The sequence below is a fragment of the Anaerocolumna chitinilytica genome, from assembly GCF_014218355.1.
In the GTDB taxonomy this organism is placed as follows: domain Bacteria; phylum Bacillota; class Clostridia; order Lachnospirales; family Lachnospiraceae; genus Anaerocolumna; species Anaerocolumna chitinilytica.
In genome coordinates, this window is record NZ_AP023368.1 from 5,338,803 (window position 1) to 5,364,195 (window position 25,393).

Annotated in this window: 23 protein-coding genes and 1 tRNA gene; 5 read left to right on the top strand and 19 right to left on the bottom strand. The window is 39.0% G+C overall.

The features are described from left to right. Positions 1–30: 30 nt before the first annotated feature. The 8 genes from spoIIE to mazG all read right to left on the bottom strand — a co-directional run bounded on the left by spoIIE (position 31) and on the right by mazG (position 5,661). Positions 31–2,328, bottom strand: a complete 2,298-nt coding sequence (gene spoIIE, locus bsdcttw_RS23625; RefSeq protein ID WP_185257210.1) for a stage II sporulation protein E — start codon at positions 2,326–2,328, stop codon at positions 31–33. Between the two features lie 346 nt (positions 2,329–2,674). Then, positions 2,675–2,748 (bottom strand) — tRNA-Met (locus bsdcttw_RS23630). Positions 2,749–2,798: 50 nt separating this feature from the next. Then, positions 2,799–3,098, bottom strand: coding sequence for an FtsB family cell division protein (locus tag bsdcttw_RS23635; RefSeq protein ID WP_225903740.1), 300 nt, complete (start codon positions 3,096–3,098; stop codon positions 2,799–2,801). A gap of 1 nt (position 3,099) precedes the next feature. Beyond that, a complete protein-coding gene (yabQ, locus tag bsdcttw_RS23640) occupies positions 3,100–3,600 on the bottom strand; it encodes a spore cortex biosynthesis protein YabQ (protein WP_185257211.1) in 501 nt (166 codons plus the stop codon). A gap of 52 nt (positions 3,601–3,652) precedes the next feature. After that, positions 3,653–3,940 carry a sporulation protein YabP gene (yabP, locus tag bsdcttw_RS23645; RefSeq protein WP_185257212.1) on the bottom strand — a complete coding sequence of 96 codons (288 nt, stop codon included), beginning with the start codon at positions 3,938–3,940 and terminating at the stop codon, positions 3,653–3,655. A 127-nt stretch (positions 3,941–4,067) separates the two neighbouring features. Further along, positions 4,068–4,310, bottom strand: coding sequence for an RNA-binding S4 domain-containing protein (locus bsdcttw_RS23650; RefSeq protein ID WP_185259942.1), 243 nt, complete (start codon positions 4,308–4,310; stop codon positions 4,068–4,070). A gap of 202 nt (positions 4,311–4,512) precedes the next feature. Beyond that, complete coding sequence (locus bsdcttw_RS23655; protein ID WP_033164013.1) at positions 4,513–4,788, bottom strand: HU family DNA-binding protein; 276 nt, start codon at positions 4,786–4,788, stop codon at positions 4,513–4,515. Between the two features lie 99 nt (positions 4,789–4,887). After that, positions 4,888–5,661, bottom strand: a complete 774-nt coding sequence (gene mazG, locus bsdcttw_RS23660) for a nucleoside triphosphate pyrophosphohydrolase (RefSeq protein WP_185257213.1) — start codon at positions 5,659–5,661, stop codon at positions 4,888–4,890. A gap of 303 nt (positions 5,662–5,964) precedes the next feature. Between mazG and bsdcttw_RS23665 the strand changes: the two genes are divergently transcribed. Next, positions 5,965–6,420, top strand: a complete 456-nt coding sequence (locus bsdcttw_RS23665) for a hypothetical protein (protein ID WP_185257214.1) — start codon at positions 5,965–5,967, stop codon at positions 6,418–6,420. Positions 6,421–6,600: 180 nt separating this feature from the next. Here the strand turns inward: bsdcttw_RS23665 and spoVT are convergent, their stop codons facing one another. After that, positions 6,601–7,149: a stage V sporulation protein T gene (gene spoVT, locus bsdcttw_RS23670; RefSeq protein WP_185257215.1), complete on the bottom strand. Its 549-nt coding sequence runs from the start codon at positions 7,147–7,149 to the stop codon at positions 6,601–6,603. A gap of 89 nt (positions 7,150–7,238) precedes the next feature. Next, positions 7,239–8,036 carry a tRNA pseudouridine(38-40) synthase TruA gene (gene truA, locus bsdcttw_RS23675; protein WP_185257216.1) on the bottom strand — a complete coding sequence of 266 codons (798 nt, stop codon included), beginning with the start codon at positions 8,034–8,036 and terminating at the stop codon, positions 7,239–7,241. 118 nt (positions 8,037–8,154) lie between these two features. Here truA and bsdcttw_RS23680 point away from each other — a divergent pair, with 118 nt between their 5' ends. Beyond that, positions 8,155–8,697 carry a phosphatase PAP2 family protein gene (locus bsdcttw_RS23680; RefSeq protein ID WP_207726461.1) on the top strand — a complete coding sequence of 181 codons (543 nt, stop codon included), beginning with the start codon at positions 8,155–8,157 and terminating at the stop codon, positions 8,695–8,697. Here bsdcttw_RS23680 and bsdcttw_RS23685 read toward each other — a convergent pair. The 9 genes from bsdcttw_RS23685 to bsdcttw_RS23725 form a co-directional block, all read right to left on the bottom strand. Then, the gene (locus bsdcttw_RS23685) at positions 8,687–9,802 is read right to left on the bottom strand and encodes a peptidylprolyl isomerase (RefSeq protein ID WP_185257218.1); all 1,116 of its coding nucleotides are present in this window, start codon (positions 9,800–9,802) and stop codon (positions 8,687–8,689) included. The two genes, bsdcttw_RS23680 and bsdcttw_RS23685, sit on opposite strands and share 11 nt — an antisense overlap. A gap of 113 nt (positions 9,803–9,915) precedes the next feature. Continuing rightward, complete coding sequence (gene mfd / locus bsdcttw_RS23690; protein WP_185257219.1) at positions 9,916–13,455, bottom strand: transcription-repair coupling factor; 3,540 nt, start codon at positions 13,453–13,455, stop codon at positions 9,916–9,918. 12 nt (positions 13,456–13,467) lie between these two features. Further along, on the bottom strand, positions 13,468–14,031 hold the full coding sequence (pth, locus tag bsdcttw_RS23695; RefSeq protein ID WP_185257220.1) for an aminoacyl-tRNA hydrolase: 564 nt from the start codon (positions 14,029–14,031) through the stop codon (positions 13,468–13,470). Positions 14,032–14,298: 267 nt separating this feature from the next. Further along, on the bottom strand, positions 14,299–15,699 hold the full coding sequence (locus tag bsdcttw_RS23700; protein ID WP_185257221.1) for a class D beta-lactamase: 1,401 nt from the start codon (positions 15,697–15,699) through the stop codon (positions 14,299–14,301). Between the two features lie 135 nt (positions 15,700–15,834). Continuing rightward, a complete protein-coding gene (locus tag bsdcttw_RS23705) occupies positions 15,835–16,782 on the bottom strand; it encodes a hypothetical protein (RefSeq protein ID WP_185257222.1) in 948 nt (315 codons plus the stop codon). A gap of 92 nt (positions 16,783–16,874) precedes the next feature. Then, entirely contained in the window at positions 16,875–17,741 is an 867-nt protein-coding gene (locus tag bsdcttw_RS23710) for a transglutaminase domain-containing protein (protein WP_185257223.1), read from the bottom strand. Positions 17,742–18,048: 307 nt separating this feature from the next. Next, positions 18,049–18,330 carry a septation regulator SpoVG gene (gene spoVG / locus bsdcttw_RS23715; protein ID WP_033164022.1) on the bottom strand — a complete coding sequence of 94 codons (282 nt, stop codon included), beginning with the start codon at positions 18,328–18,330 and terminating at the stop codon, positions 18,049–18,051. Positions 18,331–18,394: 64 nt separating this feature from the next. Continuing rightward, complete coding sequence (glgD, locus tag bsdcttw_RS23720; protein ID WP_185257224.1) at positions 18,395–19,516, bottom strand: glucose-1-phosphate adenylyltransferase subunit GlgD; 1,122 nt, start codon at positions 19,514–19,516, stop codon at positions 18,395–18,397. After that, on the bottom strand, positions 19,513–20,787 hold the full coding sequence (locus bsdcttw_RS23725; RefSeq protein ID WP_185257225.1) for a glucose-1-phosphate adenylyltransferase: 1,275 nt from the start codon (positions 20,785–20,787) through the stop codon (positions 19,513–19,515). The genes glgD and bsdcttw_RS23725 overlap by 4 nt, the downstream gene beginning before the upstream one ends. Before the next feature lie 443 nt (positions 20,788–21,230). Here bsdcttw_RS23725 and murC point away from each other — a divergent pair, with 443 nt between their 5' ends. The 3 genes from murC to bsdcttw_RS23740 all read left to right on the top strand — a co-directional run bounded on the left by murC (position 21,231) and on the right by bsdcttw_RS23740 (position 25,263). Beyond that, the gene (gene murC, locus bsdcttw_RS23730) at positions 21,231–22,643 is read left to right on the top strand and encodes a UDP-N-acetylmuramate--L-alanine ligase (protein ID WP_185257226.1); all 1,413 of its coding nucleotides are present in this window, start codon (positions 21,231–21,233) and stop codon (positions 22,641–22,643) included. Positions 22,644–22,932: 289 nt separating this feature from the next. Then, positions 22,933–24,171: a DnaD domain protein gene (locus bsdcttw_RS23735; RefSeq protein ID WP_185257227.1), complete on the top strand. Its 1,239-nt coding sequence runs from the start codon at positions 22,933–22,935 to the stop codon at positions 24,169–24,171. Positions 24,172–24,276: 105 nt separating this feature from the next. Next, on the top strand, positions 24,277–25,263 hold the full coding sequence (locus bsdcttw_RS23740) for an ATP-binding protein (protein WP_185257228.1): 987 nt from the start codon (positions 24,277–24,279) through the stop codon (positions 25,261–25,263). The last annotated feature ends 130 nt before the right edge of the window (positions 25,264–25,393 follow it).

Genomic DNA, 25,393 nt, shown 5'->3' on the forward strand with positions numbered 1-25,393 from the left:
TTATCATTTTACCTCGAACAATGGGAAATATCAAGCCTTGCTCCAAAAGCCCGCCACCAAGACTGTCATATCATCCATCGGTTCCCATCCGTTTTGTTCCAGGGCCATATTTAAGATAGAATTCGCTATTTCCTTTGGATTATTGGTCTTAAGATCGTTCAGAAATTCTGCAATAAATTCCTCTTTTTTCTCACCCGGTATACAGTCCACCACTCCGTCGGTAGCCATCACTAAGAATTCTCCGCTATAGAGCTTTCTCGTTACAATTTCATAATCTGCCTTTGGAACGATTCCCGCCGGCAGCGAAGTAGAATAAATAACCTCCACTTCATTTGCTTTTTTTAGAAAGGTAGCCGCTGCCCCCATCTTTATAAAATCACAGTAGCCGGTATAAAGGTTTAGGATAGATAGGTCAATGGTAGAAAAACCTTCCTCTTTGTCTCTTAGCACCATAATGGAATTAATGAGCTTAATGGCAGATTCCTTTCGAAATCCCGCCTCCATAAATTGCTCCAGTAATTCAATCACCGACTCACTTTCTTCATAAGCGCCCTGTCCTGCTCCCATACCATCTGCAAGGCTCATGATAAAGGTACCGGTATCAGGATTTAAGAAGGAGTAATTATCACCCGATACCGGATTCTTCTCCTTATTCATTCTGGCAAAGCCTGTATATACCGTATAGTCCGTATCCTCCACAAAAGTAAAGGTTTCCATTTCTTTTGCAATCACCTTCTTACAGCCGTCAAAAGGCCGCATTTGCTTACCGTAAGCTTTTCCAATGATGCCTGCCGCTTCTTTGGAAGTAACGCAGCGGCCCTTATCCGTCTTGGCAGTAAGATAGATTTCAATTTTTCCGTCCCTTTTCTCAAAGATAGCAACTTTTTTCACATGGATATGATTACGTCTTAATTCCGTGGCTATTTTTTTGCTCTTCTCCTCGTCATCGGAAGGCTTATACAAATCCATAGAAAAATCATCAATGATATTCGCTACTTCTCCCAGCTGCTCAGCAATGGCAGCTCTGCTTTGGGCCAGTTTATTACTCCAGCTCATATTTATTCTTGCCAATTCTATGCTTCTTTTTGCTTCTTCCAAAAAATTATTCAGACAAATACACCGGGAGGCAAATTCACCGGGTATTTCATTTAAAGATATGGTTCCGTTCTCATTCACCTGTTCCATTATACGGTAGGCACCTTCATAGGTCTCATAAAAATGTCCTTCCCAGCAATAGCTGCAATTCTCGCAGTCCTTACAAAGTTTCTCCGACAACTGGTCAAAGAGCACACGTTTATCCAGCTTATCAAGTTCTTCTTTTTGCTCGGAAAAGGTATGGAAGGTGGAAGAGAGGTTATGAAAAGATTCAGAGAAATCCCGTAGCTTTCCCCTTGCAATATTCTGCAGGTTCTGATGGATATATACATCCTCCTCCCGTTCAGTGTCTTTCATGCTTTTTCCATATACCAAGTTTTTAGGGAGCAGAAAAAAAAGCACAGCACAGGAAATAAGCACCCCAAAACCCTCCAGGTTAAACCTGCTGTTTTTATAAAGTTCCCCTAAGATTAAAAAGCCTCCTGAATACGCCAGGAAATCCACAATTCTTCCCATTTCCCGAAAGCTTCCGCTGATGATGCCAAGCATGCACATAAGCCCCAGTTGATTCAGCTCCCCTGTACGCAGAGCCATAATAATTCCGCAGGCGGCTCCTATTACGGCACCAAAGCCGGCACCATAGCGAAAGCCTATAAGTAGGACACAAAACATCGCACAGGTAAGCGGCAGGGAAAAGCCAAGAGCATTCATATCCGGTATCCCATAGATAATAACTCCGCCGATGGTTGCAAGTCCTATTATCTCTTCATTGGATAAGGCCTCCCCTTTCATTCTGGTGTGAAAAACCGGCTCCAGCCCTTTATGAAATACCAATGCCGACACAAAGACGATTATCCCTTCTGCCAGACCCATAACTACATTGTTCAAAAAATTATCACTCAACGTACTGTAAAAGCAGGTTAGTACAATTGTAACTCCTGCTGCCAGTCCGCTCATGGACCAGATCGTTATCTTTTTGCTGCGGTATTCTATCATAGATACTATGATGGAGAATACGATAATTGCAATCAGGTATTTTATCATTCCTTCTGTGCCCATGGAAGTTATTACTCCAAGGGCCACCATTACCATTGCCAGTATCCGTCCTTTGGGTTCCATAAACAATACTGCCAGATAACCTATTGCAAAAGGATTTATCCCCATGAACACCGCCCTTGCTACTACCACACCAAGCAAGCCGGTGAATATCCTCCTTATATTCTGTTCTTTCATTCTGCTGCTTCCTCCCTTTAATCTTACAGGATATATACAGACAGCCATGGCTCTTCTGCCTGTCCAATTCATCCGTTTAGTCCTGTATTATAGAGTTATGCAACTGAAATCTTTGTCAAACCTTAGTCTGCTTCTTCAAAAAGTTTATGACAGAATCTTCTGCAATTGCATAAAAGAATCGATTAGAGAGAGTTCAGTTTATTTAGGAAATTAATATTAGGCATAAGCCTGCCCAAAAAGCAGTTAATATAACTAATAGCATTTCAAGCATTCAATTCAATTAATATCAAGCTTTTAACCGTAGACAAAAAAAGACCTAAACCAAATGGTTTAGGTCTTAAAACAATAGCGAAGGACGGATTTGAACCGCCGACACTGCGGGTATGAACCGCATGCTCTAGCCAACTGAGCTACTTCGCCAAAAGCAACGAAGACAATTATAGCTTCTTTCAGATTATTTGTCAAGCCTGCTATTCTTCTGATTTGAAAATAATCTCATCCTTATAAACCAGTCCAAACTTCTCCCTTGCCATTTCTTCAATGTATTTCTTGGTTTGAACATAGGCCTTCTTTTCTTCAATATCTTCTGCTCTCTTATTCTCGTCCTTAATCTGAGTATTCAGCTGCTCGATTTTCTGATCGGCTTTTGCCTCTACCAGGTTAAGCTCCTGCTGCTTGTATGTAACGATTCCGCATATGGATAACACCATACATGCTGTAAGAATCAGGCCTGTCCGCCTTTTTCTTCTGCGCCTTCTATACCCCTTCAAATTAACCACCTTTTTCCTTATCAGATGCACTTATTTTACTAGATTTTCTACTCTTTTTCAAGAATTTTTGTATATTTATTAAAATTTTTTTAAATAGTTTGAATACTTTAGCCAATCCGTGACCGGTTCCCCGCCCCAGAAATACAAATGGCTTTAATATCAGGTGAATTACATAGAGAATAGCTCCCTTTATCTTATTTAAGAACCCTGAAATCAGTTCGACCAGGGGCTGACTTACTAAGTTATGGTATATCAGCATGCCAAGAAACATGCCAAGAATGGCGAAGCCCCTGATAATGCCATTGTTTTGCTGATACATCATGCGAAATATCAGAAGACCTGAGATTGTCCAGTAAATTATATCTTCTATCCCCACCAAGATTGCTCCTCTGGGAAAGACTCTTCTGATAATACGGAGCACATCATAAAATATCAGCAGATACATCCCCCAGAGCACACAGTTTGAAAAAAACGTCAGCTCTGTCCAAATCTCCTTATTCATTCAATTTCTCCTTACACCCGTGCATATTGCAAACCCGTTTATAAATGATTGCCTATTTAAATAACCTGCTGATAAGAGATTCACTGGATTTACCGTATCCGTTGGAATCAGAATATGTAAGACTGTCTATCTTTCCATCAACGTCCACCTCTCCTTTTTCAAGGGTAAGGCGATTCACATGGAGTTCATTCCCTCTTATCATTAAGATTCCCTGCTCTGTCTCTAAGAGCACTTCACCTGCATCAAAGCTTAATACATCCTTTACGCCGGTTATCATGGCCTGGCTTCTGGCATTTAAACTAACTTTATGTGACTTTTGAATTACCTGCTTTTCTTCCATAAAAAAAGGCCTCCTAATATACTTACTTCTCTTAAGTATATTAGAAAACCATTCATTTCATGCCTAAAATATACAAGCTTTCATTGCAGAAATCAGCACTTGAAAATTGTTTTTTATAATCATAATACTATACGATGTATTCGTAGAGTTCCTTGGCATCATCTTTTCTCACTGTTTCCTGTACATCCAGCACCTTTACCTTTACTGCCTTACTGCCAAAGCCGATTTCTATGATATCGCCTTCTTTAACAGAAGCAGAAGCCTTCGCTGTTTTTCCGTTAATTAAGACACGTCCTGCATCACAGGCTTCATTTGCAATGGTTCTGCGCTTTATTAGTCTTGATACTTTTAAGAATTTATCTAATCTCATAAGACCTTTCATATCCTTTCTGATACCAGTAGCTTTTGCTGCCGGTACAATTACATGTAAAAACAAATATATTTCCACACCTTTAGAAGTCAGAAGTCAAAAAAAGAAGCTGTTTTTAAAAATCTGTTTCTCCGCTTACTGGCATTTTATTACCTTCAAGGTGAACACGATTCTTAACAACAGCTTCTTTGGTTAGCTCTTCCTATGCGTTGATTACATCTTTTAAAGCTTTTCCGGCTTTGAACTTGGGAGCTTTAGATGCTGCAATTGTTATAGCCTCTTTGGTCTGAGGGTTTCTTCCGGTTCTTTCAGGTCTTTCAGAAACTTCAAAAGTTCCGAAGCCAACTAACTGTACCTTCTCACCTTTTGTAAGTTCTTCTGTAACTACATCAATAAAAGCCTTTAATGCTTTCTCTGAATCTTTCTTGGATAATTCGGTTTTTTCTGCAATTGCTGCAACTAATTCAGCTTTGTTCATGGATTTAACTCCTCCTCTAAAAGTAATTGATATTTGTAAAATAACCATTAGGATTATTTTCATGTTCCTCAATGTCTTTTTCAGGCATTGGTATATCGGCTAAACTTGTGGTTTTTTCTCTGTAAGTCCTTCGATATCTACAAATCTATTTATAAACTTATTAGTGGCATTTGTCAAGGAATTTTCTGCATTTAACTGCAAAAATACGGACATATTTACTATTTGGAACAGCATATTTTCAAAATTCTCCTCCAATCCTCTCTCATCCTTCTCTTCCCACTTATTTTTTATGTCAAAAAGGCTGTTTGTAAGGCTGTTAAAAGCCTCTCGAACCTCCTCTTCCTTCTCCTTTTCCCAATCTATCGTTTTTGTTGTTTCGGAGGTTGTTTTCGCCGTATCTGTTACAACTGCAGCTCTCTTAATTGCCTTTTCGGCTCTCATAAGGGCCGGCAGTGCCAACGGAATACTATTTAGGGTATCTGCTGTACTTTTTTGTTCCTTTTCCTGTTTTTTTATCTCATCCCAGTTCTGAACCACCTGGTCGGCATCAATGTCTTCCTTTTCGTTAAATACGTGGGGATGCCGTCTTATCATCTTAAGACTTTCTTCTGAGATAATATCCTCTATTGTAAATTCCTTTTCCTCCTCTGCAATGACGGCATGGAGAGCGATCTGTAAAAGGACATCTCCCAGCTCTTCACAAAGATTTTCCTTATCACCGTTACGAATAGCCTCAACACTTTCATAGGCTTCTTCCAACATATACTTGTCCAGACTTTCATGGGTCTGCTTCCTGTCCCAGGGGCAGCCGTTCTCACTGCGCAGGTATCTAATAATATCCATAAATTCATCGAAGGTATACTTCTTATCCATAATTTTATCACCTTTTTGTAAGTATTAGTCAAATTGTTATTTTTATTATACCTTTACCATAAAAATCTGTAAATTAAAATTAAATGCCGGTTTCTATACAAAATAACGATACAACTATTTTACTAGTCATATAAATTTTTATATGTTATACTTTTTATAACTATATTTTCTTTATATTTAATCATATACAGTTGAATGCTGTAAATTCTCTAATATTATAACTCATAAGCCTTTTAAAAAAATGTTGAATCAGGGTAAAACTTATGAAAAAAATACAAAGCTATTGGCTGGGAGGGTAAATTTATGAAAAAGAGAACGTTATTTTTTAGGATCAGCTTATTAATTATACTATTAATCATATTGTACCTTCTTAGACCAATCTCGCTAAAACCGCTGATCTCTGATAAAAATAGTATGCCACTACAGGTAATTCACATTGAAGGAACAAGAGACATCAGAAATGGGCCCCATCAGAAAATTTACACATATGACTTTTCAAGTAGCTCTGATGAATACAAAGACTTTTGTAAATTGTTTGAGAAATATTACTATCATATATCATTAAGTACTTTCACTAAAAATAATACAACTATAGGCGGAAGAGATTATATAAGTATAAAAACCAGTGACCATTCAATTGATCTGACTGGAACTGATAAGATAATAATCGACGATATCCCATATCGTATAGGTTATCTGGGTAAATCAAAAGGAAAGGCTCTAACGAATGATTTCATTAAAATACTAAAGAAGCAGTAATATCACCATCCAGTACCGCTTCCGTGCATGATTAGTTTTCTATGGCCAGTCCTAACAACTCGCAAGTTTTGTAAGAGAAGGGGTTTTATCATTATTGCGTAGGAAGATAGCAAAAAGGGCCCTGCATGTTTACCTGTTCACAACCGTAGTTGTTCTGAGTATAATGCAGTGCCCCATCCATTATTGTTCCATTTGCCTTCCCAAAAAGTAAGCTGCGGTACTTGCAAGCTTATTTTCTACATCTCCAAATTTTACTTTCGGATCCTTTGTAAGCACGATTACTGCCCCAATGGCATCCCCTTCACTGATAATTGGCCAAATTACCTGACTAGTATACTCGGTGTCATCATCAGCAACAATGTGTATAAAATTCTTATCTTCTTTTGAGGCCAATATATTTTCTCTTTCCTCAATAACACGCTCCAGTTCAGGGGTTATGGCTTTTGCAAGCAATTCTCTCTTCATACTGCCGGATGCAGCTACGAACTGGTCTTTATCGGATATGGCAATAACATGCCCTGTGGTCTGGGCCAGGGAATCTGCATACTGCTTGGCAAATTGGCCCAACTCTCCGATGGGAGAATATTTTTTAAGAATAATTTCGCCTTCTCTGTCTGTGAAAATCTCAAGAGGATCTCCTTCTCTGATCCTTAAAGTACGGCGAATTTCCTTTGGCACGACAACACGTCCCAAATCATCTATTCTTCTAACGATTCCTGTTGCTTTCATTGTTTAATCCTCCATTTTGCATGCTATTCATAATGTGGTACTTATGGTTATTATTGTTTGTCAAAAGGAATAAATTATACATTGTTGGATTATTTTATCTTAAAATTGATTTCGACAGGAAATGTTACTTCTTTTAAATACAACCCTTCCGGAGGAAGTGTTACCCCGGCATTTTCCCTTTTTCCGCTCTCAAAAATATGGATAATATCTTCTGCCTTTCGCTCCTGTAATCCTATCTCTAACAGCGTCCCGACTATGATTCGCACCATATTGTAAAGAAATCCATTGCCTGTGACGGATATTCTTACCTGTTTTGAGCAAATGTATTCTGATAAGATAAAAGGCTCAACCAGAATACTGTCAATTCTTCTGATCGTGTTATAATCTTCTCTTTTTTCAGAAGAAAAGGCCCTGAAATCATGTGTTCCCAAAAGCAGCCCTGCTGCCTCTTTCATGGCCTTCATATCAAGTTCTTTCTCAATTGCATAAACATACCCTCTATGAAAAACAGAAGGTATTTTCCCAATTTCGACATGATATTCGTAGGTCTTTGTTATTGCACTTTTTCTGCTGTGAAAAGCCATTGGGACTTCTTTTGCATCCAAGATCCTGATATCTTCCGGCAGTACTTTATTGGTCAGTGCTTGAAGCTGGGGCGTTGCAAGCTCTGTATGACACTTAAAATTCGCAGCTTGCCCCATTGCATGAACTCCTTTATCTGTCCTTCCGGAGCCTGTTATCCGAATATCTTCCTGTAGTACCAGGGAAAGGGATTCCTCTAACACAGACTGAACCGACCTTTTCCCTTTTTCTCCCTTTAGTCTCTGCCAGCCTGCATACCTGTTTCCATCATAGGCTAATATTAACTTTATATTTCTTAATCTCATAAATCCTGCTTTCTAGGTAATCATACAACTGCAAACTATCTAAAGCAATTTTGAAATTGCAGCATGATTTCACTTCTGCTATCATATAGTTAGGATGGCAGTTCCATATGAGGTGCGTATGATATCAGCTCTTAAGTATATAGACAATTTCATTCTTCTATTTATTGCACATACGATGCATTCACCATTTCTGGATAAACTTATGGTGTTCTTTACTACACTTGGGAATTCATCTCAACTTTGGCTTACTCTTGCTATCGTTCTGCTTCTGACAAGAAAGGACCGCAGATGGGGCATCCTGCTATGCCTTGCACTTTTTCTGGAAGCGTTGTTATGCGACGGAATACTAAAACCTTTTATCGCAAGAGAGCGGCCTTTTATGGAGTTTACAGGCTATAAACCCCTGATTAACCCTCCTATTTCCTATTCTTTTCCATCAGGGCACACTATGTCTTCCTTTACAGCTGCAACCATTCTTTATTACAGACAAAAGAGCAGCGGTATCTTTTTTTATACTGTCGCTGCCCTTATCGGTTTCTCAAGAATATATCTCTTCGTTCATTACCCTTCCGATGTATTGGGTGGTATTGTCCTTGGAATACTTCTTGCTTATCTATTGGTTAAAATATCAAAGTACCAGAGTTTGCTTTCTAAGGTGTAGCTGTAGGTTCATTGGATACCGTAGGGGATACGGTAGCATCTTGGGTATCTGACTCTTCATTTCGAAGGATCAGTTTCGTCCATGCCTTCTCTTTTACTTCTACCTTATAATTGTTCGACCACTGGTCATAGAGTTTCTTAAAGAGCTCATTCTGACGGTCTTCTATAATCTTTTCTTTCTTTTCAAGGGTAGCATCTTTATCAAAGTCATTGACACAGTAAATGATATGATAGCCGTATTTACTCTCAACAACTGCACTTAACTCTCCGGTTTTAAGGTCAAAGGCGGCATTTTCAAATTCCTTTACCATATCACCTTTTCCAAAGGTGTATTCCACACCGGTATCCTCTGTGTTTGCCTCGGCAAACTTTTTAAAGTCCAAAGTCTTTTTTGCATCCTTAAGAAGCGCTGCAGCACGGTTATAAGCGGTCTTTTTCTCTGCCTCTGTCATCGGCTCGTCCACACCATTCTTTTGGACCGTAGTTTTTATAAGTATCTGGTCAACGGTAATCTGTTTGGCTTCCTCATCAGAGACATCCGTATCCACATCCATGGTAACAGCATCATAGACCTTCTGATAAATGGCATTCTCTCTGTAGAACTTGCGGACAAGGTCTTCTGTAAATCCGTACTTTTCCTTATCTTCCTCTGTAATGCCGTCAAAATAATTGGCTGCCTTTTCTTGAACAGCTGCTTCTTCTTCCTCTGAAAGAGCTACATTATAACCACTTGATTTGTCCAGAATTATCTTTGTCTGGGTTATTAAATTTAAGACCTCTTCCTTCGCTTTATCTTCAAAAGTTGTATTGTCGCCAAGATTATAACTCCAAATCTGATCTCCGAAGTAGGATTCATATTGAGCCTTCATGAACTGAATGTAGAGCATAGCTTCATTGAAATATACTTTATTATTTCCTATGGTTACTACCAGGTCTCCCCTATTTGCTTTCGTATCCTCATCACTGTAATCTTTCGCTCCCTGTACGGACGGTGTCGGCGTCACGGCTGACTTTTGTCCCTCTGTTTTATCCTTACACCCGGTAAGATTTAATAACAGGGCGGAAGCTATTAATAAACATCCACACCTTTTTAATAATTTCTTCATGAAAACTCCATTCTTTCAAACACATCAACATAGTATCTTCATTTATCAGCAGCTGTTAGCTGACCTTTGCCACAACAATCATGGGCCTTATAGCACCTCTTCATTATACGCGATTATTCGGTTTCAAGCAACAGCTTCAAGTCCTCTAAAATCTTCTTTATCAGTTCAAATACACTTAATGCATCCAGCTTTCCCTTACCCTGTGGTTTCTTAATGGAATAGAGAAAATATGGATTCGTTTCAGGTATCAGCTTGAAGAAAGGTTCATTCCTCTTAACTAGTTCCGGTATCCTTTCTACTGCCAGCTTTGCCTTAGGAAACATTACAAACTTGATTTCCTCCCCTTTATAAACCAGTGAAGTTACATAAACACTGTGGGCGATGGACCTGATGTGGGCGATATTTAAAAGATTATTTACACTGGAAGGCATGTCGCCAAAGCGGTCTACCAGCTCTTCCTGCATATCAAGGAAATCCTCTTCCGTATTAATATCTGCAATTCTCTTATATACATCCAGTTTCTGAAATTCATTTTTAATATAGGTAGCAGGGATATAAGCATCTACATCCATGTCTACGGCTGTTTCAAAAGTCTCCTCCTCTGAAATCTCACCTTTCATGGATTTTATGGCATCATTGAGCATCTTACAGTATAGATCATAACCTACTGCTTCCATGTGACCGCTCTGCTGGGCTCCTAAAAGATTACCTGCGCCTCTGATTTCTAAGTCTCTCATTGCTATCTTAAAGCCGGAGCCAAGCTCAGTGAATTCCTTAATAGCTTGAAGCCTTTTCTCCGCAATTTCCTTTAGCATCTTATCCCTTCGGTACATTAAAAATGCATAGGAGGTACGGTTGCTTCTGCCTACCCTTCCTCTTAACTGATAGAGCTGGGATAGTCCAAGCCGGTCTGCATCATCAATAATCATAGTATTTACATTGGAGATATCAAGGCCGGTTTCAATAATTGTAGTAGATACCAATACGTCTATTTCTCCATTGATAAAGCTGAACATAATACGCTCTAATTCTCTTTCACTCATCTGTCCATGGGCAAAGGATACATTGGCTTCCGGCACCAGATTGGCAATCTTGGCAGCTACTTCATCAATGCCGTTAACACGGTTATACACATAGTAAACCTGTCCGTCCCTTGCCAGCTCTCGGTGGATAGCTTCTCTGATTATTTCCTCATTATGCTCTAAGACAAAGGTCTGAATGGGCATTCTGTCTACCGGAGGTTCTGTCAGGACACTCATATCACGGATACCGATCAGGCTCATATGGAGAGTTCTTGGAATAGGAGTGGCAGTCAGTGTAAGGACATCCACATCTCCCTTTATCTGCTTAATTTTCTCTTTATGAGTAACACCAAAGCGCTGCTCCTCGTCTACTATTAAAAGACCTAAGTTTTTAAACTGAATATCCTTTGATAGAACTCTATGGGTTCCGATAAGTATATCAAGGCTTCCTTTTTTCACTCTTTCTATGACAGATTTCTGCTGGGCAGGAGTCTTAAAGCGGGAGAGCATATCTATACTTACAGGGAAGTCCATCATTCTCTGGACAAAGGTATTATAGTGCTGCTGGGCTAATATGGTTGTAGGAACTAAAACCACCACCTGTTTCCCATCCGCAACTGCTTTAAAGGCAGCTCTTATGGCGATTTCTGTTTTACCATAGCCTACATCTCCGCAAACAAGCCTATCCATTATCTTATTGCTTTCCATGTCCCTCTTGGTCTCTTCAATAGCTCTTAACTGATCATCCGTTTCTTCATAGGGGAACATTTCTTCAAATTCATTCTGCCATACGGTATCTGTATTAAAGGCATATCCCTCCTTCTGCTGCCGCTTGGCATATAACTCAACCAGTTCCTTGGCAATCTCTTTTACGGCACTCTTTACCTTCGTCTTGGTATTCTTCCATTCCACGGAATTCAACTTATTCAGCTTGTGTTTTCCCGCATCCGCACCGGCATATTTTTGGATAACGTCAAGACCTGTGGCAAGAATATAGAGAACACCGCCTCCGCCGTACTCAATCTTAATATAATCTTTTATCACCTTGTCAACTTCTATTTTCTCGATACCTCTGTATATTCCAAGGCCGTGATTTTCATGGACTACATAATCACCAATATTAAGGTCCGCAAAGCTTTGAATCTTATTTCCGTCATACTCTCTGACCTTTTTCTTTTTCTTCTTCTCGGCACCAAAGATATCGCTTTCAGAAATAACAACAAGGTTAATAAGGGGGTATTCAAATCCTTTGTGAAGGTTCCCCCCTGCTACCATAATCTCACCTTTTTGAATGACCCTGTCCATGTCTTCACTGTAAAAGGCATTCAGTTCATGCTCTCTTAAGTCCTCAGACAGACGTTTTGCCCTGGTTCTGGAGGGCGAAAGCAGCAAGACCTTATATCCGCTCTTCTTCCATTTCAGCAAATCCTGCACCAGAATGTCAAAATTGTTATTATAGGGATTGACAGAACGAACCGTCATATCCCATTTTCTCTTAACCGTAAAGGAAGGAATCCTCATATCCATGGTGCTAAGTAGCAGAAGATTCTTTTGATTTAAGCCTGCTAATAGCTCTTTGTAGCTATATACGGCATCGCTCTGACCGGGAAGAATATAACCTTTTTCAATTCTTCCTATCATACCTTCCCGAAACTCGGTTTCAACAGCCTCGCCTCTCTCTTGAATTCTTACGGCCTCATCCAAGAATACCAAAGAATTTTCCCTGGTAAAATACTCAAAAAAGGATACGGTTTCCTCATAGAAATAGCGAATATAGCTGTCAAGCCCCACAGACCCCTGAAAGCTCTCTATGTTCTCTTTAAACTCATCTATAATATTCTGAATGCGAAAGGCTTCTTCTGTCTTTCTCTGATCTCTTAATTTCTTAACATGGGATTTCTTCTCTTCCTCCAGTTTTTTAAGTCCTGCTGCCAGCCTTGAATCACTTAAGATAATCTCTGCTGCAGGAAATACTGAAAGCTCCTCATGACGTTCAATAGAACGCTGGCTATCCACGTCAAAGGAGCGGATGGAATCAATTTCATCCCCCCAGAACTCGATACGGTAAGGGCATTCCTCCGCAGGGGGAAAGATATCAAGAATTCCTCCTCTTACAGCAAATTGGCCTGTGCCTTCCACCTGTGCTTCTCTCTCATAGCCAAGGTGAACTAAAGCCGCCTGCAGCTTTGATAAATCGCAGGGCTCTCCTTCCTTTAGGGTGATGATATTTTTTCTTAAGAACTCCAAAGGAAGTATTCTATCCATTCCGCCGTCTACGGTGGTTACTACGGTAATCGGTTCCTTGTTCAATAATCTCTTTAATATCTTAAGTCTTTCTCTGACAATGGCATTACCATGAATATCTGCACTATAGAAAATAATATCCTTCGAAGGATAGAAATAAACATTTTTATCATAGAGCTTATAATCTTCGCAAATTTCTTTTGCCTTTAAATCATTATAGGTAACAATCAGTTTTTGGGAGTACTCCTCTCCCAGACCATAGATGAGGTGGCATTTCTGTGAATCAATACACCCGGTTATCTGAATGGGGGTATTTTTCAGTTTTATACTATCCTTTATTTCGTTAAATTCTTTCAGTTCCCTCAATGGGTTAATAAAGGTTTTCAAGAAAGTGCCTCCTTATTTTCTGTTATATAGATTCATAGCCGCTTCCATTCCCTCTGTCAGAATGGCCCTTACTGCCTCGGAAGTCTTCCCTAGAGCTTCTCTGATGATAGGCTGCTCATCACTCGGAAACCTGGACAGTACATAATCCGCCAAGTCCCAGCCGGACGGTTTATCACCGACACCTATCCGGATTCTTGGGAAATTCTCTGTTCCAAGGTGTGCAATGATGCTCTTAATCCCATTATGCCCTCCGGCACTTCCTTTGGTACGCAAACGCAGCTTACCGGGCTCTAAGCTGATGTCATCATAAATAATAATAATATTTTCTGGTTCCACCTTATAAAAATCTTTTAACTCCCTTACGCTCTCTCCGCTAAGGTTCATATAGGTCTGAGGCTGCGCCAGCACCACCTTCTCCCCAGCTATCATACCTTTTCCGCATAGTGCTTTATGTTTTTTGAAATCCAGCGGTATTCTATATTCATCAGAAATTCTTGTTATGGCGTCAAATCCAATATTGTGGCGTGTTGCCTGATACTCTCTGGTTGGATTTCCAAGTCCTACTATAATGTACATTTCAATTTAAACCCTTTCCGGTATAAGCGGTTAAACTACCCCGCATCAACTTCTTATATTCATATTTTTCCGCATACAACAATAGAACGCATCTTGCGATCCGCCCTGATATAAAGGAGGCTGTTTGCTTAATCAAAAGTTTACAGCCGTTATTACTATTATTGTATATATGAATTTATTATATACGAAGGTGTGGGTAATGGCAAGGGAAGAATCTAATTAATGGCTGGTCAAATGGGGTATTGATGGTGAATGACGAAAGATTTTTTAGTAATTAATTATAAGTGACTCAGCAATTTCGTCCGTGTTATTTATAAGTTCAGTATCATAAACAACAAAGTCTATAATTATATTTTTGTTATTTGTGTAAAAATAATGCAGCTCATCAGATGGACTGCTTTCTTTCTTTATTTTCTCAGCTGCAGATTGTTCATAGGTTATATTTACTTTGGTAAGTTTATAACCCTGTCGTTGAATTTCTACTGTATTCCCTACAATGGCTGCATGCATGCCTAACAGGTTCGTAATGATGGAAGATGTGGTTGAAGAATATTTGCAGTCTTTTAATTCTGTTATCACTGCAATCTTTTTCTCTTTCATATAGCAGTCGGTTTCATAATCATTAACATTCTTTAGGCTCCAGCTTCTGGGTATTTTAATCGAATAATCTTTTTTATATATTTTTTTCTTATCCAGATAATACTTATTAATTATAGCAAGTGCTATTTCTTTTGCCTTTAACCCATTTATATCTTTTCGGCTTTCATCCTTAAGGCGTACTGCAAAATAATATCTTTGATCTTTGGTCTCAAACATCCCAACAAACCATGCATTATCACTGTTACCTGTACTTGTATTTTTACCGGTACCGGTTTTCCCAAATATCGTAACTTCCTTATTCTTTTGCACCAGCATTATCTCTTTTAGAATGTTAATATTCTTTTGAGAGAATTGGCTTTTTCCATCAAAGATTTTTCCCAGAACTTCTACTTGTTCTCTAGGTGATATCTGCAAGGAGGATTCCAGCCAAAATCCATTCAAATCCTTTGCAGGTTTCTCCCCTGCCAACTGATTTATACCACTGCCGTTCCATTCACTGATATCCGCATTGCCATATTCCAAATGGCTGAGATACTTTTGGACATCTGCTTTTCCTATACTGTCAATGACTTTTCTAAAATACCAGATGCAGGATTTTTGAAAAGCATCTTTTAAATTCAAATTACTATTCCATTCTACGTTTGGATAAACTGTCCCATTATAATTCATTGTAGAATCTGCTGATTCTATAACTCCACTGTCTAGCCCCATTAAAGTTGAGATGATTTTAAAGGAAGAACAGGGAGATGATCTCTCTTCACAGGATGCCTTATCATACACACTATATAATTTATCTGTACTGTCCCAAAATACTGCACATCCTTTTATTCCATCAAAGCAATCGCTATAATCGACTTCTTCTATCATTACATCTGCTGTAGGTAAATTTTCATTACCAGTTAATCCCTTCCCTTGTGTGTTAGTATTGGGAACCTCTTCCGGTTTAGAGGTAGCGGATATGACTTCATCCTTATCCAAACTCTTTGTATGTGAAGTGTTTGACTTATTACACCCGATTAAGCTGATACATATGAAAATTATAGCTATATACAATACATTTTTCTTCATGCATTCTCTTCCCCATCTTGAATAAGACTTATGAAACCTTTAAAAGCATACGGGGTGAAATCCATAGAATTTCACCCCATCATTATGACTTGCGTCCTTAATAATATCTATTATAACTTGAACAGACCGTTTTTACTAAGACTGAGCATCTACAATCAGACCTTTGAGGTCTTCCAGTGACAGATTATCCTTTTGAGCTTGTTTCTTAATCTCCCTTAGAAGTTTTTCATGTTTCGTTGAAAGGTCTTCTATTGAGTTATCATCTGCCTTTGATTTATCATCTGCCTTTGATTTATCCTCTGCCTTTGGTTTTTCTTCTTCTGTCTTAGGTTGCGTATTATCTTTCTCAGAATCGCTGTTCTTATCATTATCCTCTATTTTCTTATCCGTATTTTCTACTGCTTCATCGAGAAGTAAGCCTGCTACTTCCTTTGATGTATTTTCAAGGATTGCTTCCGCTTGTTTTTTAGCCTCCAGAACTGGGTTGGATTTTAAGCGTTCCAAACTAATTCCTGTTATCGCTTGATCAATGCTCGTTATACCCATGGAAGCAGACTCCATTCTTTTGGTCCAGTCGGTTTCCATTTTGTTAACTTCAAGTATTTCCTTCTGGTAATCCGTAAGCGGTCCAATGTTTTTAAGCCGCTCCATCTCTTCTTTGGTTAAGTCTCCTGAACTATTTTGAGCTTTGATAAGAAGTTCTGTATCTTTTTGTTCATCCGAATCTTCAGATATATTGTAGGCTTTTTGTATATCAGCCTTCATACCTTGAACAGACTTAATTTTATCCTTGTAATCCTTTATATTTCCCAAAAATTCTTCCTGTTTATTTTTTAACTTATTAATGCCATCATCTACGTTCATTTCATTTGTAAAGGTATTTAGTATCGTTTTGATAGCCTGCTTGTTTCCCAGCGCCTTCTTATTTGTGATGAGATCCTGATTCCCATTCAGACCACCAGCAAATATGGTCTTACTGTCTTTCTTATGTCCCTGTTTCTCTCTCTTTTGCTGTGTAAGCTCTGTCAACTTTCTGTCAGTCGACCTGTTGTTATTTGGTATAATGGTTTTTCCCACCTTCATATTTCCACCTCGTTTTCGTCTTTATTATTATTATCGGTGACATTGGCAGGAACTTTATAATCTTAACAATTTTGTAAGAAGTTTCCTTATAATTATTCCCATTCATAAGAAGTAGGAGCCATCTTATAGGCTTCATAAAATTGAAGGGTATTAAACTCTTTATCTCTGATATGCCCTGTGAAGTCCTTGTCGGATTTCAGGAAATACTCATAGAGTAACAGATTCTTTTTACTTCTGGTTAAAGGATCATCCCAGGTACAATCAATATTATACCAAAGCCCGTTAAGCTTTACGATGTCCCATCCATGGCTGTCATCATTACCGGTGCCGGTTATTATACGGCAGGGAATTCCAGCTTCTGTAAACATTTTATAGGCAATACTCATATACCCCTGACAGGTGGAACTTTTTCCGATAAGATTATCATAAGCCGAATAGTTTTTAGCACTTGTGTCGTAGGAAGCGTTATTTATAATATAGTCATGAATCTTCTTTATTTTTTCAAAGTCACTTAGGTTATCTATCTGCCACTTTTTAAAAAGGTGTTTGACAGTTTCATCCACCAATTTGGTTTCTTCATAATCCTCGTTATATTTAAACTCATAGGTCACTGTAAGCTTGCTGCCAATTCCTACTATATGGGCATAAATGCTGTTTACTTTGTACTTTAAGTAATCGTAATCATCGGAAGTACTTTTATCATCTATAGCATATACCTGGTCGATCACATCTTCGGTAAACCATTCCATGCTTTTAACGTTACCCTTATAGGTAACTACTTTCTTCTCATCCCCATTTAGCATTGCTTCTCTTACCTGCAGGACAAAATCCTCATTATCCGGTTTCTCACTCAAAACTCCCATACTTACATTACTGCTGATATGATAACGAAAATTAACCCCAAACAGCACAAATGCAATAATTCCAATCCACAATAAGGTTTTAGTAATTTTTCGCATAGGATGGCTCCTTTCCCGGTTATCCACGATAAGCCGTTCTTATTTTTATATTTGGCTCCCATCTGCGTGCTTTAGCACGCGTACAAAATCAGGGGGAGTGAAAGATTTATCTTTCACTCTTATTTACTATTACATTCTTTCTGTTGCTATTAATATTATACAATATACAGCTAATCTCATGCAATCACTTTCCAAGTGCAGGATGTACTATCCAATAAAAGGAAGAAGGGCTGCGGCAGGGGACATTGATATGAATGTTCCTCCTGCGGCACCCCCCTTTCTATGGATGAAAAGAAACCCCCTCTATTTAGGCTTCTATCTTCTCATCGTATTCCTCGGCAGCTACTTCATAGCTTTCAAGAATTATTTTTTGAATCTTATCCCTCGTTTCTGAATTAATGGGATGTGCAATGTCGCGGTATTCACCGTCTCCGGCTTTTCTGCTTGGCATTGCAATAAATAAACCTTTTTCCCCTTCAATAACTTTAATATCGTGTACGACAAATTCATTATCCATCGTAATGGATACTACAGCTTTCATTTTCCCTTCCTTACTCACCTTACGTACACGAACATCTGTAATTTGCATTTTGTATAGCCCCCTTTAAATTCTTGTCTGATTTTTATGCTAAAAGGTTTAATCCTTTTGCCATCTACATTAAATATCTTTCGTTTCTTTCTATTACTATCTTAACATTGTCAGGATCGCCAACATAAGTAGAATTCGCCCGGATAGTATCGCGGCTCTCAACAATACAATTTTCGATGTAGGTGTTATCTCCGATATGTACATTGTTAAGAATGATAGAATTCTTTATGGTACAGTTATTCCCGATATAGACTTTCTTGAATATTACGGAATTCTCAATTCTTCCGTTGACGATGCAGCCGCTTGAAATAATACTGTTTCTCACCAGAGAGCCCTGATTATATTTTGCGGGTGGCAGATCATCAATCTTGGAATAGACATCCGGATACTGCTTAAAGAAGTAATCTCTGACTTCTTTGTTTAAAAAGTCCATATTTGTTTTGTAATAAGACTCTACGGAGGCGATATTACTCCAATAAGTCTCCATGGGATAGGTATAGATTTTCTTTACATTCTTGTAACGAATAACAATATCCCTTACAAAATCATACCGGTCTTCCTCGGCAGACCTTTCAAGCAGCTCTATTAAGAGTCTTCGGCGGATAACATAAACTCCGATGGATACCTTTGTGTTGGAGCTTCGCAATGGTTTTTCCTCAAAATCAGTTATTCTGTTATCTTCATCCGTTCTTATAACTCCGAATCTACTGGTATCCTCACCCTCTTCAATATCTTTGCATACCACCGTTATGTCCGCTTTTTTATCAATATGGTACTCGAGTACTTTATTGTAGTCTAATTTGTAGATTCCATCCCCGGATGCAATTATGACATAGGGTTCATGGCTGCTTTTTAAATAGTTAATATTCTGATACATGGTATCTGCAGTACCACGGTACCAGAAGCTGTTATCTGCGGTTATGGTAGGTGTAAAAACAAACAATCCACCCTGTTTTCTTCCAAAATCCCACCATTTAGAGGAATTTAAATGTTCATTTAAGGACTTTGCATTATATTGGGTAAAAACAGCCACTTTCTGGATGTGGGAATTGCTCATGTTACTTAAAACAAAATCAATACTGCGGTAGCTTCCCGCAATGGGCATTGCAGCAATTGCCCGCTTATGGGATAGTTCCCTCATCTTATTGTTGTTTCCTCCAGCTAAAACAATGCCTAATGCTCTCATACTCTCTCACCTGCCTTTATCAATGTCTCTCCGCTTGCGAGATACCCTTCCGGATAATCGGATGGTGTGGTAATACCTCGAATAGCTGTATTCTTGCCGACCTTGACTCCAGGTGGTATTACTGTTCCTTCCCCCACTGTTACCAGTCCGAAGGAATAGATAGAGGGCTCTACTACATTGGGGATATCTTCACCAATTCCAAGCTCTGTTCCTTTTCCGATGGTGGCACTTTCAGCAACAATTCCTTTATAGATCTTTGCTCCGTCTTCCACCACAGTGGATTTCATAATAATAGAATCTCTGACAACAGCACCTAGTCCGATATATACACCGGAGCCGATAACGGAATTATGTACCTCACCATATACTTCGGCGCCTTCTCCGATAATCGCTTTGTCAATGACAGCCTCTTCTCCGATAAACTGGGGTAGAATAATATCACTCTTGGTATATATTTTCCAGAACTCTTCATACAGGTTAAATACCGGAACCAAATCAATTAATTCCATATTTGCTTCCCAGTAAGCCCCCAGTGTTCCTACATCCTTCCAATAGCCATTGTATTCATAAGCAAATATCCTGTCCCCTTTATTGTGACAGTAAGGGATAATATGCTTACCAAAGTCACAGCCCTTTTGCTCTGAGAGGGTTATTAACGCTTCTTTTAAGACTTTCCAGCTAAATATGTAGATTCCCATAGATGCCAGGTTACTTCTGGGTTCTTTGGGTTTCTCCTCAAAGTCCATAATACGTCTGTCTTCATCTGTGATTGCAACGCCGAATCGACTGGCTTCTTCCCAGGGAACCGGTATGGTAGCCAGTGTTACATCTGCATTCTTCTGCTTGTGAAAATCAAGCATTGCTTCGTAATCCATCTTATAAATATGATCTCCGCCAAGAATCAAAACATAATCCGGATTATAGTACTCCATGTACTCCATATTCTGATATATTGCATTGGCAGTTCCCGTGTACCATTCGCTGCTGGTACTCTTCTCATAAGGCGGCAGGATGGATACGCCTCCGATGTTCTTATCAAGATCCCACGGAATTCCTATCCCTATATGAGTATTTAAACGAAGGGGTTGGTATTGGGTCAGTACCCCGACAGTATCAACTCCTGAGTTAATACAGTTACTAAGCGGAAAGTCGATAATTCGGTATTTTCCGCCGAATGTTACTGCGGGCTTCGCAATGTTAGAGGTTAATACGCCAAGTCTGGAACCTTGTCCTCCTGCCAGAAGCATTGCTATCATTTCTTTCTTTATCATGCAATCACCTCTCGTTGTTTAATTTGACATTATTATACCATTCATTTACAGGTTTGTGAATGAATTTTACAAATATTTTATTAAAATATATAATTTTTATAGCATTATATCTAATGTACTGTTTATTTTTACCATTTTTGGTATTATTTATTACTTTAAAGTTAAAAACCACCTTTTCTTCCGCTCTTATTTCTATTTAGCTAATCAAAATATAACATCTAAAACCTGTCACATTTTATCTTTTTGGCAGCAGCATATCATAAACTTACCTTTTAACCAAGTTCCCTAACCTGGATACCATTCATATCATAGGTGTATGCGAAAAAAGGATTTGTTTTTTCAGGGGAATTGATTATAATTACAAATAGGTAAAATACTATCACCTGTATATCAATGCAATTTTCGTTCAAGAAAAAGCAATCACAGAGAATAGGAAGTGTCTTATGTATAATATTGAATTTAACAATCCCATCAAGGTTCATTTCATTGGTATTGGCGGCATCAGCATGAGTGGTCTGGCAGAGCTTTTACATACCATGCATTTTTCAGTAACCGGCTCTGACGCAAAGACCAGCAGCACAACAGACCATCTGGAGGAGCTTGGCATTACTGTATTTTATGGTCAACGCCCTTCAAATATTACCTCTGATGTAAATCTGGTCGTATATACTACGGCTGTAAAAGAAGATAATCCGGAGCTAATGGAAGCACGAAGGCTTGCAATTCCTGTCATAGACAGAGCAGAGCTTTTGGGCCAGGTTATGAAACGCTACAGTGATGCAATAGCCGTATCCGGTACCCATGGAAAAACCACCACTACCTCCATGATATCTCTTATATTATTGGATGCCGGTCTGGACCCTACCATATCCGTTGGAGGCATCCTCGATAACATCGGCGGTAATATCAGAATCGGAAGCTCCGATCATTTTGTAGTGGAAGCCTGCGAATACACCAACAGCTTTTTAAAATTCAGCCCTACTACCGGAGTTATTCTTAATATAGAGGCAGAGCATCTGGACTTCTTTAAGGATATTGAGGATATACGTAATTCTTTTCATAAATTTACGCAGCTTCTTCCAAAATATGGTCTTTTAATTATAAACAGTGATATCGATAATATCTCTTATTTCACAAAAGACCTTGCCTGCCCCTTTATTACTTACAGCATAACCAGTAAAACTTCAAGGGATGCTTCCCAGAGCAATGCTCTGCATCATTATTATGCGGGAAATATCCGCTATGACGAGGAGGGCTTTGGTCAGTACAGCCTTTATGAAGACGGTGAATTTATTACAGATATCAGCCTTCATGTAGTAGGAAGCCATAATATCTCTAATTCCCTGCCTGCTATTGCACTGGCAAGAAGTTATCAGATTCCGATGAATGTCATAACTGCATCCATCTCCCGCTTTACCGGCACCAAAAGGCGTTTTGAGAAAAAGGGAGTCCTTGGAGGCGTAACTATCATTGATGATTATGCACACCACCCAAGTGAAGTAAAAGCCACCCTGGAAGCTGCGAAAAATTATCCTCACAGCCGCATCTGGTGTGTATTCCAGCCTCATACCTATAGCAGAACACGTGCTTTTCTGGCGGACTTTGCAGATAGCCTTGCCTTGGCAGATAAAGTTGTACTAACAGATATCTATGCCGCAAGAGAAAAAGACCCCGGGGATATTTCATCAAAAGATTTAGAGGCGGCTCTTAAGGAAAAAGGAGTGGATGCTATCCACATTAAGACTTTTGATGAGGTTCAGAATTATTTATTAGAAAATTGTACTAACGGTGACTTGTTGATAACTATGGGCGCCGGAGACGTTGTAACCATTGGAAATGACCTTTTAGGACTATAGTTATCCACATTATCCACAACCTTATCAACAATTCCACTGTGATAAGGCTGTGGATTTTTTTATTCTCTGTGATTAAAGTGCTCCCCCTCTTAGACTAATTCTAAACCTGCATATTTTACAGGCATCTTGCATATTTTACATTTATTTACATAATAATACACGCAGTTATCCACAATATTCACATTATCCACATTTCATTTTAGATTTTTCCTCTCAAAATTTAACCTATTTTCAAGAGCTATAGTCTATGATACAATAGTTTTACAAAGGAAATGAGAGGTTAACAAATATGAGTACAATACTGTTGAATTCCAGCCGGAGAAGGGGTGTTACCCTTGTGCCTGACTGTTTTATTGATGAATACATGCCCGTTGCCAGTGGTTCTTATGTAAAAGTATATCTCTATCTGCTTCGCTGCATGAACAGTTCTTCTGACGTTGGAATTACAATATCCTCTATAGCTGACCATCTGGACGAGACAGAAAAGGATATTATTCGTGCTCTGTGTTATTGGGAAAAGGTCAGTCTTGTTACACTGGAGAGAAATGATAAGAAAGATATTATATCCATTACTGTGCACGAACCGGACAGCAGTCTTTCAGACACTGCTCCTTCTGTAAGCAGCGAAGACAGTCAGGTAAATACTCATCCTGCCTTTCAAGAGGAGACTGCCCCATCACCTGCAATGCAGGAATATAATAGCTTAGACCAGGCATCCTATGAAGAACTGGCTTCTTCCAAAAGTGCCGAACCCGAACAAACGGAACCTCAGCTGCAATCCCATTTACAGCCTCACTTATTCGAAAAACCCACTTATTCTGAAGCTCAGATTAAACAACTTACAGAAAATGACGAAGTGAAATGGCTGCTAAATATTATTGAAATATACCTGGAACGCTTAATAAAACCTATGGATATGCAGTTAATTCTGTATCTCTATGAAAGCCTTGGGTTTTCTACCGAGCTTATCATGTATTTATACGAATATTGTATTTCCAAGAATAAAAAGAATCCATCCTACATAGAAGCCGTTGCCCTTTCCTGGGCTGAAGAAGGTATCGATACGGTAGAAAAGGCAGAGGCAAGATCCACCCAGTATAACAGCAATTACAGTGCCATCAACAAGGCCTTTGGCTTAAACCGTTCCCCCGGACAGATTGAAAGACAGTATATAGAAAAATGGCTGAATAAATTTGGGTTTTCTATTGAGATAATCGTAGAAGCCTGCAACCGGACAATTCTTCTGACGCAGAAGCCGGATTTTAAATACACGGATAAGATATTAGAGAACTGGCATAAAAAAGGGGTCAAAGAACTGGCACAGATCAGCAAGCTGGATGAAGAACATCAGAAAGATACGGCTGCCGGTTCCGCTGCTGCTAACGCCAGGTCCAATAAGGATTTCAAAAAAGATGTTACAACCCGCCCTTCTTCCCAGAACCGTTTTAACGCTTTCCCTCAGCGGTCCTACACGGAAGCTGATTATTCTTCCATGGAGCAGAAGCTCTTGCAAAAGAAAATGAATTAAGCAAATCAAATGATTGACCCGACAAATTGCCTGTAATCTTATTGAAACTGGCTATTCATTTGTCTGGTAATCATTAAATTGGTACCCTGAAAGGAAATTCACTCTATGGCTCTTAAAAATTATCAATATAATAAAATCTTACGGGATTATGATAACAGACAGCTGGAAGCCAAGCATGAACTTGATCTTCGTATGGAAAATGCCTATGGGAAAATTCCTGCTTTAAAAGAAATTGATGACGAGATTGTTACCTGCGCTATTAACAGTGCAAGAGAAATGCTTACCGGCAATGAGGATGCTCTGAATACCTTAAAAGAAGTCGCAAGAGGTGCAGAAAAAAGACGCTCTGAGCTGCTTAAAGCAAATGGTTATCCTGAGGATTTTTTAAAACTTCGCTATCAATGCCCTGATTGCAAAGACACCGGCTACATAGGTAACGAAAAGTGCCATTGCTTTAAACAGGCTATTGTGGATATCGTCTACTCCCAGTCTAACATGAAGGAGGCCATTTCCAGAGAGAACTTCAGCAATTTTTCCCTGGATTTTTATGCCGAGACTTATATTGAACCCTCCCTCAATATGACCCCCAGAGAGAATATTGTAAGGGTAGTTGAGGAATGCAAGCGTTACATTAACGACTTCGAATCCAACAGAGGAAACCTCCTGCTATATGGAAATACGGGTGTCGGTAAGACCTTCCTTGCCAACTGCATTGCGAAGGAACTTCTGGACAAAGCCTTTACTGTAATTTATCTTACTGCCTTCCAGCTTTTTGATATCTTAGAGAAGAACAAATTCGGAAGAGGTGAGGATAATTTTGAATCACAGAGTCAGTTTGAATATATTTTAGACTGTGATCTATTGATCATCGATGACCTTGGTACAGAACTGAATAACTCTTTTGTCAACGTCCAGCTCTATCTGTGTATCAATGAACGACTGCTCCGAAACAAGTCCACTATTATTTCTACCAACCTGTCCCTAGACAATATCAACAGCTTATACAGCGAACGTGTTTTCTCAAGAATTGCCAGCAATTTTTCCCTGTTAAAAATTGTAGGCGAGGATATTCGACTAAAAAAACTCTTTTAGGGTCTAAAATCTCCTTTTAGCCTTGACTAACTTTCGTGATAATGGTATAACGTTAATGGACATTTTCTATATCGTAAACAACGGGGTTTAAGATACTTATCAACTCCCTAAAATTAATTGGAGGTCAAAC